This is a genomic window from Bradyrhizobium sp. 14AA (genome assembly GCF_054185205.1).
In genome coordinates, this window is sequence record NZ_JAVAYM010000012.1 from 218,805 (window position 1) to 230,881 (window position 12,077).

Consider the following 12,077-nt stretch of genomic DNA (forward strand, 5'->3'; position numbering starts at 1 on the left):
TCAACGATTATGGAAATAATGGACGGCTGTCAATCGAGATTGTGGTGGTCTACCCCAATCTCGATTGACGGCGGTCGTCGACGTTCAGCGCTTCACGTTGGCCGATGCCGAAACCGTGGGGGCTGCTCCAATGCTCTGCTGCCAATAGCGTTCGATCTGGTCGATCAAGGTGGGCGGCAGCGGGACGTAGTTGAGCGTCTGGGCCTGGGACGTTCCGTTCTCCAGCGACCAGCGCACGAAGTCGATGGCGGCGGCCGATCGTTCCGGCGATTTCGGCGCCTTCGGCATCAGCACGAAGGTCGTGGCCGTGATCGGGTAGGCGTCTTCGCCGGGCGCGTTGGTGAGCACGAGATGGAAATCCTTCTCCGTCTTCCAATCCGCGCTCGAGGCCGCCGCCTGGAACGAGGCGGCGTCGGGGACGACGAAATTGCCGACGCTGTTCTGCACCATGCCGAAGGAAATCCTGTCGAGCCTTTGCAGCGCGTAGGTGTATTCGAGATAGCCGATCGAGCCGGGAACGAGGCTGACAAGCGAAGCGACGCCGTCATTGCCCCTGCCGCCGAGGCCCAGCGGCCATTCGACCGAGGTGCCTTCGCCCACGCTCGTCTTCCACTGCGAGCTGACCTTCGAGAGGTAGTTCGACCAGTTGAACGTCGTTCCGGATCCGTCGAGGCGATGGACCACCGTGATCGCAGTATTCGGCAATCTGATGTCGGGATTGATCGCGCGAATGGCCGGATCGTTCCAGGATTTGAGCTTGCCGAGATAGATGTCGGCGAGGACCTGCCCGGTGAAGCGGATCTGGCCGGGCTTGATGCCATCGATGTTGACCACCGGCACGACACCTCCGATCACGATCGGGAATTGCATCATGCCGAGGCTGTCCAATTCCTTGGGATCGAGCGGCATATCGCTGGCGCCGAAATCGACCGCCTCTTTCTTGATCAGGCCGAGGCCGATGCTCGAGCCGACGGCCTGATAGCTGACAGAGTTGCCGGTCTTCGCCTTGTAGGCGTCGATCCATTTCGCCATCACGGGCGAGACGAAGGTTGAGCCGGCTCCCTTGGTCTCGGCAGCCAGGCTTGGCGTGGCGACGAGCAGAGCGGCGAAAATGATTGGTAATTTCATGTGTCTCTTCATGTGCGCGACGCTAGCAGGTGGGGCACGAAGCCGATGTGGGCTATGTCACAATGGCGTCGCGCAGCATTCGCGCTGGCCATGGCGCATCAGTTACACCACACCCTTACCGAGCACCGCATCATCCGATTGATGTAGATCCGAGGAGGTCCGCAGCGCCGAGCGTCCAGCCGTCCACGCGCTGCGAGGTGCCGGGCAGGAGCGGCGCAAATTCAGGGCAAGCCGCCGGCTAACGCCCCAAATCATGCCCTTTCGCGACCGAAAGGCCGCTTTATTCCCGTCTTGGATGCTTTAAGGAAGGGGCAGGATCAGGTCGCCCCCGCCCGGCGGGGGTGCTAGACCCTGATGCAGGAACAATGGGCCCGGCCGCTGCCGGCTCGCCCGCAAGGATGAAGGATGTGAGGCAATGATCCAAACCGTTGGCATCATCGGGGCAGGGACCATGGGGAACGGCATCGCGCAGATCTGCGCGGCGGCCGGGCTTTCGGTCGTGATGGTCGATATTTCCGATGCGGCGGTGAACCGCGGGCTTTCGACCGTTGGCGGCAGCCTCGAGCGGCTGGTCAAGAAGGAGAAGATGTCGGCGGCCGATCGCGAGGCGGCGCTCAAGCGCATCACCGGCACGACCGATCGGGCGAAGCTTGCCGATTGCGATCTCGTCATCGAGGCCGCGACCGAGAATGAGGAACTCAAGGTCAAGATCCTGAAGGACCTCTGCGCCACGCTGTCGCCGCGCACGCTGCTCGCGACCAACACCTCCTCGATCTCGATCACCAAGCTCGCCGCCGCGACCGACCGTCCCGACCGTTTCATCGGCATGCACTTCTTCAACCCGGTGCCTGTCATGGCGCTGCTGGAACTCATCCGCGGCTTGCAGACCTCCGACGACACCCACGCCAAGGCGCTCGATTTCGCCAAGCGTGTCGGCAAGGTGGCGATCACGGCGAAGAACAGCCCGGGATTCGCCGTCAACCGCATCCTCTGCCCGATGATCAACGAAGCGATCTTCGCGCTCCAGGAGGGGATCGCGACGGCGGAAGAGATCGATGCCGGCATGAAGCTCGGCTGCAACCACCCGATCGGGCCACTGGCGCTGGCCGATCTCGTCGGGCTCGACACCATGCTTTCGGTGATGGAGGTCTTTTACAAGGGCTTCAACGACCCCAAATACCGTCCAGCCCCCTTGCTCAAGGAAATGGTCGATGCCGGCCATCTCGGCCGCAAGACCGGGCAGGGCTTTTACACCTACGGCGCCTGATCAAGGCGCTGGCGGCGGGTCTTCAGCGCTCGCCGCCAGATCCCGCAACTTGCGCTGCGACAAAGACGCCGCGCGCGATTGGCCCGACAATGTCGCGCGGGTAGCCTGCGGGAACGGGAACAACGGAACGGAAAACAGAGGATATGTCGGATCGACTGAAGGCCGAGCGCGAGGCTGCGGCCGCGCGGCGGAACCTGCTGACCCAGGATGCGATCGAGCGCACCGGGATCACCGAGGAGATGATCGGGGAGCTCGTCACCCGCTTTTACGGGCGCGTGCGAGAGGATGCTCTGCTTGGGCCGGTCTTCGCGATCGTGCAGAATTGGGACGAGCATCTCGCCAAGCTCAGGGATTTCTGGTCGTCGGTGGTGCTGATGAGCGGTCGCTATCATGGCTCGCCGATGCGGGCGCATCTGCCGCTGAGCCTGGTCGGCAATCATTTCGACCGCTGGCTCGACCTGTTCGAACAGACCGCGCGAGAAGTCTGCCCGCCGCCAGCTGCCGCGCTCTTCATCGACAAGGCACGACGCATTGCCGACAGTTTTGAGATGGCGTCGGCGACAGTCGCAGGCAGCATCGCTTCGCCGCGTCACGTGCTCAGGTCGTGAAATACAGAATGCCTGCCTGAGAGACGCGCGGGCACGCATCGCGCGATGGCGCGTCGCACCAATTCCAACATCATCGGTCTGATCTGCAAAATCATCATGCCGTTCGCGTGGTGCAACGTAGAATTCGTGAAAACGCGTTGAATGCGTTCATTCTTGCTCAATCAAAACGAGTAGAGCCACATTGATGCACTGCGGCGCCAATTCTTCGCCTTGTTTTCGGCAGAGTTCCAGCGCCTGCTAGCGTGCATGGCGCGCGCATCAATCAACAACACTTCATCATCGTCCGAGAGCATCGCGGAACCTGAAGTCGACGCGGGCATGGAGCAGACGCGGCGAACGCTGCTGCTCAGTGCGCTCGCGACCACCGCCTGTCTCGGTTGTTCCGCGCAAGTGCATGCAGGCGAGGACCCACCCGGTTCGGACGAGCGGCCGCAGAAGGGCGATCAGCTCGTCTTCTCCGAGGGCGAGCAGGAAGGAAAGCTCATCACCGCGGCCGATCTGGCGGCCGGTGGACCGCCGGTGCATGCCTGGCCGAAGGATCCCAAGACATCGGTGGTGCGCAGCGCTTCCCGGCTCAATGAGATCCTGATCATCAGGCTCGATCCCGCCGAGCTCGACGAGAAGACCCGCGAGCGTGCCGTCGACGGCATCATCGCTTATTCGGCGATCTGTGCCCACGCCGGCTGTCCCGTCACCGCGTGGGTGAAGAGCGATGTCGGCGACAAGGAGGTCTTCAAGTGCGTGTGTCACAACTCCGAATACGATCCTCGCGCGGGCGCACAGGTCGTATTCGGGCCTGCGCCGCGACGGCTCGCGGCGCTGCCGCTGGCGCTCGCTGACGGTTCGCTCAGTGTCGCCGGCAATTTCATCGGAAAGGTAGGTGGCGCGCAGCCAGGATGACGGACGGTGCGGGTCGTGCCCGCGTCACGAGACGCCGCATCCGCCGATGGGCGGACGGCGGGACGAACGACAAGAATTCAAGTCAAGAATTCAAACGGATGAAAAAGGGGAACGTCCATGAAAACGTCCAGAAAAACGTCCATGACCAGGAAGCAATGGTACCTGTCCGGCTTCGTCGCCTTCACCTGCCTCGCCTCGACCGCCGCCATATCGGGTCCGATCGAGAACTACGCACCGGTCACCGCGCAGCGGCTTGAGAATCCGGAGCCCAGCAACTGGATGCTCTATCGGCGCACCTATGACGGGCAGGGCTATAGTCCGCTCGATCAGATCAACACCTCGAACGTGAAGAACCTCACGCCGGTTTGGACTTTTGCCACAGGCGTGGTCGAAGGCCACGAGGCGCCGCCGATCATCAACAACGGCGTGATGTTCGTGGCGACCCCGATGGGGCAGGTGATCGCGCTGAACGCGAAGACCGGTGACGAATACTGGCGCTACAAGCGGCAACTCCCCGACGATCTGTTCCAGCTGCATCCGACCAGCCGCGGCGTCGGTCTCTGGGAGGACAAGCTCTATCTCGCGACCACCGACGATCACGTCGTCGCGCTCGACGCCAAGACCGGCAAGGTGGTGTGGGACACCAAGGTGCAGGACTACAAGAAGGGCCAGTACATGACCCTGATGCCGCTGATCGTCGACGGCAAGGTCATCGTCGGCGGCTCCGGCGGCGAGTTCGGCGTGCGCGGCTATGTCGCCGCCTATGATGCCAAGGACGGCAAGGAGCTGTGGCGAACCTTCACCATTCCTGGCGAAGGCGAACCCGGCCATGACACCTGGCAGGGCGACGACTGGAAGAATGGCGGCGGCTCAGCCTGGATGACCGGCAATTACGACAAGGACACCAAGACGATCTATTGGGGCGTAGGCAATGCGGCGCCGTGGCCCGGCGAGACCCATCCCGGCGACAATCTCTACACCTCGTCGGTGCTCGCGCTCGACCCCAACACTGGCAAGATCAAGACCTATCACCAGTATCACCAGAACGATTCCTGGGATTGGGACGAGGTCGAGGCGCCGATGCTGATCGACCTGCAGCGCGATGGCCGCAACATCAAGAGCCTGGTCCATCCGGGGCGCGACGCGATCTTCTGGGTGCTCGAGCGCACGCCGACCAAGATCAACTACGTCGCAGGCTGGCCGTTCGTCTCTACCGACGTCTGGAAAGGCATCGATGCCGAAACCGGCAAGCCGATCGTCGATCCCGCGCACAAGCCGGTGATCGGCAAGCGCGTCGAGTTCTGTCCGTCGCTGTGGGGCGGCAAGGACTGGCCGTCGGCGGCCTACAGCCAGAAGACCGGCCTCGTCTACGTGCCCGCCAACGAGAATTTCTGCGGCGGCTTCACCGGCGAGAAGGTCGCGCTCAAGCCGGGCGAGCTCTGGCTCGGTACCAAGCCGGAAGACATTGGGCTGAAGACAAAGCCGGGCGCGGATCATTTTGGCGAGCTGCAGGCCTGGGATCCCGTCACGGGCAAGAAGGTGTGGCAGCACAATTTCCCGAAGTCGCAGCTGTTCGGCTCGGTGACGGCGACCGCGGGCGATCTCATCTTTGCCGGTGGCACCAACGACCGCAACTTCCGCGCCTTCAACGCCAAGACCGGCGAGCTATTGTGGGAGCAGAAGACCAACTCCGGCATCATGGGCATGCCGGTGTCCTATGAGATCGACGGCACCCAATACGTCGCGATCCAGTCGGGATGGGGCGTGGACGCGCAACGTATCCAGGATGCGCTGGTGACCAACAACATCGGCATCGAGGCCAATGTGCCCCAGGGCGGCGTCGTCTGGGTGTTCGCGCTGAAGAAATAAGCTCCGCGGGCGGATCGAAAGAAGCGGAGCGTCAGGGGGCAAATGCGGCGGACGGCAACGTCCGCCGCATTTTGCGTGCGTCATGACGCTTTTGCCTCGCACACTCGTCATGCCCGGGCTTGTCCCGCCTGCGCGGACGTAGCCGCTTCGACGAGGCGAAGGCCCGGGCATGCACGTTCCTGGTGCCGAGGCAAAGGTCGTGGATGGCCGGGACAAGCCCGGCCATGACGATGCGGGAAGCGTTCGTGCGTAAAAGCGCTCGACAGCTACTTCCCCTGGCGCTCGACCTTGTCCTTCTCCTTCTGGTTCATCTCGCGAACCTTGGGATCCGGATTGCTCTGCCCGGTGGTCTGGGTGGTCGAGGCGGGCGGGGCGTTGGCGTTGGGAAGCGAGTTCTGATCCGGCGCGGTGGGGCGCGTGGCCGTGGCCGGCGGAGTGGTGTTGCTTTGGGCGAACGCGCCTGTGGTCATCATGAAAAAGGCGCCCGACAGCAACGAGACTGCGAGCGCCTTTGAGATGTTGGTCATCGATCTGCTCCTGTCAGATCGATGGAAACGGCGCGAGGCCGCGTTGTGTTCCCTGTTCTACGCTTCCAGTTGCTTGCCGAGCGGAAGGCTGCGGATACGTTTTCCGGTCGCCGCGAAGATCGCATTCATCAACGCAGGCGCGAACGGCGGAACACCGGGCTCGCCGACGCCGCTCGGCGGCGTGTCGGGTCCCGGCGGCACGATGTAGACGTTGGTGACCACAGGAGATTCGTCCATCCTGACGACCTGGAAGTCGTCAAAATTCTTCTGCTGCACCTTGCCGTCCTTGAAGGTGATCTCGCCGTATTTGGCGAGGCTCAGCCCCATGATCGCGGCGCCTTCGATCTGCGAGGCGATGCGCTCGGGATTGACATAGGTGCCGCAATCGATCGCGGTGTCGACCCGCGGCACGGACAGCTTGCCCTTGTCGTCGATGGCCACCTCGACGATGGTCGCGATGTAGCTGACGAAGCTGCGGTGCACGGCAATGCCGAGACCGTGGCCCTTCGGCACCTTCCGTCCCCACTCACCCTTCTCGGCGACCAGCTCGACCACCTTGCGCAGGCGTGCGGTGTCGATCGGGTAGCTGTCCTGGGGCTCGCCGTAGTTCCACAGGTCTTTCACGTCGGGTTTGACGATGCGCGGGCTGCCGATCAGCGCGAGCAGCGTTTCCTTCTGGTCGCGTCCCGTCGCGGTCGCGATCTCGCCGACCATCGACTGGACGGCGAAGGCGCGCGGGATGTTCGAGACCGATCGGAACCAGCCGATGCGGGTATGCGCGGCGGCTTCCGGATTCTCACAGGAGATGTTGGCGATCTCGAACGGCATGTCGACGAGGCCCATGCCGATCTCGAAGGGCGCCTGATGCACCGTGCCGGCGGCAAAGGTCGAGGCGATGCTGGGCGCCACGCTGCGATGGCGCCAGGCGATCACCTTGCCGCTCTTGTCGAGGCCGGCCTCGATCCGCTCGACCGAGACCGTGTGCAGGAAGCCGTTGTGAATGTCGTCCTCCCGCGTCCACTGCACCTTCACCGGCGTGCCGAGTTCCTTCGACAGCAGAGCGGCTTCGAGCGCGTAGTCGCATTTCGACTTGCGACCGAAGCCGCCGCCGAGCAGCGTGACGTTGACGGTGACGTTGCCTTCGGGAATGCCGAGCGTCTTGGCGACGTCCTCACGGGTTCCGCCGGGGCTCTGCACCGGCGCCCAGATTTCCGCCTTGTCGCCCTTGACGTCGGCAACCGCCACCGGCGGCTCCATGGGGACATGGGCGAGATGCGGAATGTAGTATTCGCCGACGATCACCTTGTCGGCGCTCTTCAGGGCGGCGTCCGCATCGCCCTCCTTGCGCAGGACGAGGCCGGGCTTGCGCGAGGCCTCTTCGAGCTCCTTGCGGTAGGCGACGGAGTCGTATTTGCCGTTGGCGCCGTCGTCCCAGGTCAGCTTCAGCGCGTCGCGGCCCTTGATCGCGGCGCCGGTGTTGCGCGCGATCACCGCGACGCCGCCGAGCGGCTGGAATTTCGACGGCCACGGCCAGCCTTGAACCTTCATCACCTTCTCGACACCCGGCACCTTCAGCGCCGCGGCCGGATCGAACGAAACCAGCTTGCCCCCGGTCACCGGTGGGCGTGCGATGACGGCGTATTTCATGCCGGGCAAGCGGACGTCGGCGCCGTAGCGCGCCTTGCCGGTGGTGATGTCGTGGAGATCGACGATGCCGATCTGGCCTTTGGTCAGATAGCGGAAGTCCTTGGGGTCCTTCAGCTTGAGGCCTTCGATAGCGGGCACCGATTCCTTGGCGGCGTCGGCGGCGAGCTCGCCGAAGCCGAGCTTGCGCCCGCTGGTGCTGTGGACGACCTCGTGATTGACGGCCTTGACCTCGGTCGCCGGCACGCCCCAGCGCTTGGCTGCGGCCTGCTCCAGCATGGTGCGGGCTGAGGCGCCGATCTGGCGCATCGGAATCAGGTAATGCCGCGTGCTGCGCGAGCCGTCGGTGTCCTGGTTGCCGAACTTGACCTCGTCGCCATGGGCCTGCTGCACCTTGACCCTGGACCAGTCGGCCTCCATCTCCTCGGCCACGATCAGCGGCAGGCTGGTGCGCACGCCGGTACCCATTTCGGAGCGGTGCCCGACGATGGTGACGATGCCGTCCGGCCCGACCGAAACGAACACGCGCGGATCGACCACGACGCCGTGCGGCATCTTTCCGGCGCCGGTCTCATAAGCGAGCGCCTGCCGCGACATCACGGGCGCGGCAAGCACGAAGCCTCCGGTGATGCCGAGCCCCTTCAGGATGCTGCGGCGCGAGACCTTCTCGACCCTGATATTCTTTTCGAAGCCGCGAAGCTTGCGGGGATTGTCGATGAAATTCATCTCACACCCCCGTCGATGCGAGGTGGACGGCGTTCTCGATGCGCTGGTAGCAGCCGCAGCGGCAGATGTTGCCGGCCATCGCCTCGCGGATCTGGTCATGCGAGGGCTTCGGGTTGTCCATCAAAAGCGCTGCGGCCTGCATGATCTGGCCGGCCTGGCAGAAGCCGCATTGGGGCACGTTGACCTGGCGCCAGGCCTTCTGCACCGGGTGATCGCCGTTCGGATGCAGTCCCTCGATCGTGGTGACTTCGCGGCCGGCGACGTCGTTGATCGACGTGATGCAGGACCGCACGGCTTCCTTGTCGACGATGACGGTGCAGGCGCCGCACAGGGCCTGGCCACAACCAAACTTGGTGCCGGTGAGCCCGGCCTCGTCACGCAGGAACCAGAGTAGCGGGAGATCCGGGTCACCGTCCCAGCTCTGTTCCTGGCCGTTGATCTTCACCTTGATCATGATCGTCCCTCGCTCTTCATAAGCATGCCAAAATCAAATCGCCGACGCGGGTCGGCGGTGGGTTGTGCGTTGTTGCGCCGCATCCTGCTAATCGTCCCGCGCGGGCAGATCCCGGAGGAAGGCAGGAAGGAAAATGACGATGTCTGGATGGATGTGCTCGATACCTCTCGTTTTTGTTCTTAATTGATTGAACTTCGTGCGGCATCGTGACGGCACGAACCTAGCAGAGATCGCACCGGCCGGGCGTTCACAGCCGAGTGTTCTCACCGGGAAAAGATTGCATTGATGGTTTGTCAAAAGCAGGGCGCGGCATCACGCCGCGTGCATTGCATCCTGCGAGCGCAACGAAAAAAGCTTCGTCCGCCAGAAGGACTGCGCGGACGAAGCAGGATGCCTCAGTCGAGGGAGGGAGAAACGCAGAGCCGCGGACTTCAAGCAGGAAGTTGACGGCACTGCGCAGTCATTCAGAGACCAGGACTGAGGGAGCCGACGGTTCTCGCAAGCACTCTAGGGGCGAGGAGACGGCTTTTGCCGCGATCGTCCGGGATGCAGCGTCCGCTCGGTGGTCGGAACCAGCGAGCGGACGGGCGTGGCGAGGGTGGGCGGCCTGCTCAGGCGGCTTTGGCTTTCGCCACGTGGGTCGCGATCGCGTCCATCAGCGCCGGCGACAGGCAGTCATAGGGCTCGAGCCCGATTTCCTTCAGCCGCGAACGGATGCCCGCCATCTGCTCCGGCTTCACGCCCGATTCGATGACGGAGGAGACGAAGGCGGCGAATTGCGGTGCCTGCGAGCCCTGCTCCTGGAACAGCTCGGGATGGATGAAGTCGAGGCCGTAGAACGGATGGCCCTTGTTCTCGATGCGGCCGTACATGTGGGTGCCGCAGGCCTTGCAGGCGTGGCGCTGGATCACCGCCGAGGGATCGACGATCTGGAGCTTGTCGCCGTTCTCGGTCACCGTGACGTTCTGGCGCGGCACCACGGCGACGACCGAGAAGTTCGCGCCCTGCGGCTTCCAGCACTTGGTGCAGCCGCAGGCGTGGTTATGGGCGACATCGCCCTTCACGGCGACCTTGACCGGATGGTCCGAGCATTTGCAGACGAGCGTGCCGCCGGCAAAGCTGCCACTGCCTTGTTTGACGCCGTTGTCGATCGAGGGATGGAGTGCAACAGTCATGGGTCGATCCTCCTTGGGGGTGACGCTTTTCGAGTTAGAACACGACGACTGAACGGATGGACTTACCCTCATGCATCAGGTCGAAGCCTTTGTTGATGTCTTCGAGCTTGAGCGTGTGGGTGATCATCGGATCGATCTGGATCTTTCCGTTCATGTACCAGTCGACGATCTTCGGCACGTCGGTGCGGCCGCGCGCGCCACCGAAGGCCGTGCCGCGCCAGTTGCGTCCGGTGACGAGCTGGAACGGGCGGGTGGCGATCTCCTTGCCGGATTCGGCAACGCCGATGATGACGGAAGTGCCCCAGCCGCGATGGCAGGCTTCCAGCGCCTGGCGCATCACCGTGGTGTTGCCCGTACAGTCGAACGTGTAGTCGGCGCCGCCATCGGTGAGGTTGACGAGATGCGGGACGATATCGCCGGTGATCTTCTTGGGATTGACGAAATCGGTCATGCCGAACCTGCGCCCCCAATCCTCCTTGGAGTCGTTGATGTCGACGCCGATGATCTTGTCGGCGCCGGCCATCTTGGCGCCCTGGATCACGTTGAGGCCGATGCCGCCGAGGCCGAACACGACCACGTTGGAGCCCGGCGTGACCTTGGCGGTGTTGACGACGGCGCCGACGCCGGTGGTGACGCCGCAGCCGATGTAGCAGCTCTTGTCGAACGGCGCGTCCTCGCGGATCTTGGCGACCGCGATCTCCGGCAGCACCGTGAAGTTCGAGAAGGTCGAGCAGCCCATGTAGTGGTAGATCGGCTTGCCCTGGTAGGAGAAGCGGCTGGTGCCGTCGGGCATCACGCCCTTGCCCTGCGTCGCGCGGATCGCGGTGCAGAGATTGGTCTTCTGGCTGAGGCAGCTTTTGCACTGCCGGCATTCCGGCGTGTAGAGCGGGATGACGTGATCGCCCGGCTTCACCGAGGTCACGCCAGGGCCGATCTCGCGGATGATGCCCGCGCCCTCATGGCCCAGGATCGACGGGAAGATCCCTTCGCTGTCGAAGCCGTCGAGCGTGTAGGCGTCGGTATGACAGATACCCGTTGCCTTGATCTCGACCAGGACTTCGCCGACCTTCGGTCCTTCCAGATCGACCTCGACGATCTCGAGCGGCTTCTTGGCTTCGAAAGCGACGGCGGCACGTGTCTTCATCGTAAACTCCTCAGATTCTTAGAGGGCGCCAAGAACCAGGTCTCGGCAGTCCCGGTAGCGTTCATTTCTTGCCCATGCAGGCGTCTTCCGCCTTGGTGTAGGCCTCTGGCTTCTCCTCCTTCTTGGAGGGACGCTGCCGGCCCCATGCTTCGGTGGAGCGGGCGCGCAGATAGACGTACAGGTCGTCCATGTAGCAGGCGACGTTCGGATTGTCGCCGAAGGCCGGCATGACGTTTTCCTGCGCGGTCGAGATGTTCTTGCGACCGGAGGCGATCACGCCGATGAAGTCGCCATAGCTCATCGACTTGACGGAATCCTTCAGCGCCGGCGCGTAAGTGGATCCCATGCCGTCGGGGCCATGGCAGACATGGCAGTCTGAATGATAGCGGCGGTATCCGGAGTAGGTGAACCAGTCCACGGTGCCGTCGGTAATCTTGTAGGTCGGGTTTCCTTCCTTATCGAGCCACTTTCCGTCCTCTTCCTTCTTCACGGCGGCCGGGTCGCCCGGACCGTCCGCGACCGCAATTCCTCCGGACGCGACCAAGAACATCACAGCAATGGCGGAGCAGATTTTACGCAAGAGATTTTCCTCGGAAGGCGTTCGATGGAGACGAGCCGGCGCGTGGAGTTCGTCC

Annotated in this window: 11 protein-coding genes; 4 read left to right on the forward strand and 7 right to left on the reverse strand. The window is 63.4% G+C overall.

Annotated features, from left to right (window positions below):
- Nucleotides 1–84: 84 nt before the first annotated feature.
- A complete protein-coding gene (pstS, locus tag RAD15_RS22570; RefSeq protein WP_458180387.1) occupies nt 85–1,140 on the reverse strand; it encodes a phosphate ABC transporter substrate-binding protein PstS in 1,056 nt (351 codons plus the stop codon).
- Nucleotides 1,141–1,543: 403 nt separating this feature from the next.
- Here pstS and RAD15_RS22575 point away from each other — a divergent pair, with 403 nt between their 5' ends.
- The 4 genes from RAD15_RS22575 to RAD15_RS22590 all read left to right on the forward strand — a co-directional run bounded on the left by RAD15_RS22575 (nt 1,544) and on the right by RAD15_RS22590 (nt 5,772).
- The gene (locus RAD15_RS22575) at nt 1,544–2,395 is read left to right on the forward strand and encodes a 3-hydroxybutyryl-CoA dehydrogenase (protein WP_458180388.1); all 852 of its coding nucleotides are present in this window, start codon (nt 1,544–1,546) and stop codon (nt 2,393–2,395) included.
- A gap of 143 nt (nt 2,396–2,538) precedes the next feature.
- Nucleotides 2,539–3,003: a group III truncated hemoglobin gene (locus tag RAD15_RS22580; RefSeq protein ID WP_458180389.1), complete on the forward strand. Its 465-nt coding sequence runs from the start codon at nt 2,539–2,541 to the stop codon at nt 3,001–3,003.
- A gap of 246 nt (nt 3,004–3,249) precedes the next feature.
- Nucleotides 3,250–3,903: a QcrA and Rieske domain-containing protein gene (locus RAD15_RS22585; RefSeq protein WP_458180390.1), complete on the forward strand. Its 654-nt coding sequence runs from the start codon at nt 3,250–3,252 to the stop codon at nt 3,901–3,903.
- A gap of 141 nt (nt 3,904–4,044) precedes the next feature.
- A complete protein-coding gene (locus RAD15_RS22590) occupies nt 4,045–5,772 on the forward strand; it encodes a methanol/ethanol family PQQ-dependent dehydrogenase (protein ID WP_458180391.1) in 1,728 nt (575 codons plus the stop codon).
- 266 nt (nt 5,773–6,038) lie between these two features.
- Here the strand turns inward: RAD15_RS22590 and RAD15_RS22595 are convergent, their stop codons facing one another.
- The 6 genes from RAD15_RS22595 to RAD15_RS22620 form a co-directional block, all read right to left on the reverse strand.
- A complete protein-coding gene (locus tag RAD15_RS22595; RefSeq protein WP_458180392.1) occupies nt 6,039–6,299 on the reverse strand; it encodes a hypothetical protein in 261 nt (86 codons plus the stop codon).
- 57 nt (nt 6,300–6,356) lie between these two features.
- Nucleotides 6,357–8,669: a molybdopterin cofactor-binding domain-containing protein gene (locus tag RAD15_RS22600; RefSeq protein ID WP_458180393.1), complete on the reverse strand. Its 2,313-nt coding sequence runs from the start codon at nt 8,667–8,669 to the stop codon at nt 6,357–6,359.
- A gap of 1 nt (nt 8,670) precedes the next feature.
- Nucleotides 8,671–9,123, reverse strand: coding sequence for a (2Fe-2S)-binding protein (locus tag RAD15_RS22605; protein WP_200499076.1), 453 nt, complete (start codon nt 9,121–9,123; stop codon nt 8,671–8,673).
- A gap of 611 nt (nt 9,124–9,734) precedes the next feature.
- Nucleotides 9,735–10,298: an S-(hydroxymethyl)glutathione synthase gene (gene gfa / locus RAD15_RS22610; protein ID WP_458180394.1), complete on the reverse strand. Its 564-nt coding sequence runs from the start codon at nt 10,296–10,298 to the stop codon at nt 9,735–9,737.
- Nucleotides 10,299–10,332: 34 nt separating this feature from the next.
- Nucleotides 10,333–11,442: an S-(hydroxymethyl)glutathione dehydrogenase/class III alcohol dehydrogenase gene (locus tag RAD15_RS22615; protein ID WP_458180395.1), complete on the reverse strand. Its 1,110-nt coding sequence runs from the start codon at nt 11,440–11,442 to the stop codon at nt 10,333–10,335.
- 61 nt (nt 11,443–11,503) lie between these two features.
- Nucleotides 11,504–11,992: a c-type cytochrome, methanol metabolism-related gene (locus RAD15_RS22620; RefSeq protein WP_458180434.1), complete on the reverse strand. Its 489-nt coding sequence runs from the start codon at nt 11,990–11,992 to the stop codon at nt 11,504–11,506.
- Nucleotides 11,993–12,077: the final 85 nt, after the last annotated feature.

Excerpts from the sequence above, each read along its gene's own strand:
- RAD15_RS22590 (WP_458180391.1), top strand. The coding sequence starts at position 4,045 with ATGACCAGGAAGCAATGGTACCTGTCCGGCTTCGTCGCCTTCACCTGC.
- RAD15_RS22605 (WP_200499076.1), bottom strand. The coding sequence starts at position 9,123 with ATGATCAAGGTGAAGATCAACGGCCAGGAACAGAGCTGGGACGGTGAC.
- RAD15_RS22585 (WP_458180390.1), top strand. The coding sequence starts at position 3,250 with ATGGCGCGCGCATCAATCAACAACACTTCATCATCGTCCGAGAGCATC.
- RAD15_RS22595 (WP_458180392.1), bottom strand. The coding sequence starts at position 6,299 with ATGACCAACATCTCAAAGGCGCTCGCAGTCTCGTTGCTGTCGGGCGCC.
- gfa (WP_458180394.1), bottom strand. The coding sequence starts at position 10,298 with ATGACTGTTGCACTCCATCCCTCGATCGACAACGGCGTCAAACAAGGC.
- RAD15_RS22600 (WP_458180393.1), bottom strand. The coding sequence starts at position 8,669 with ATGAATTTCATCGACAATCCCCGCAAGCTTCGCGGCTTCGAAAAGAAT.
- RAD15_RS22580 (WP_458180389.1), top strand. The coding sequence starts at position 2,539 with ATGTCGGATCGACTGAAGGCCGAGCGCGAGGCTGCGGCCGCGCGGCGG.
- RAD15_RS22615 (WP_458180395.1), bottom strand. The coding sequence starts at position 11,442 with ATGAAGACACGTGCCGCCGTCGCTTTCGAAGCCAAGAAGCCGCTCGAG.
- pstS (WP_458180387.1), bottom strand. The coding sequence starts at position 1,140 with ATGAAGAGACACATGAAATTACCAATCATTTTCGCCGCTCTGCTCGTC.
- RAD15_RS22575 (WP_458180388.1), top strand. The coding sequence starts at position 1,544 with ATGATCCAAACCGTTGGCATCATCGGGGCAGGGACCATGGGGAACGGC.
- RAD15_RS22620 (WP_458180434.1), bottom strand. The coding sequence starts at position 11,992 with ATGTTCTTGGTCGCGTCCGGAGGAATTGCGGTCGCGGACGGTCCGGGC.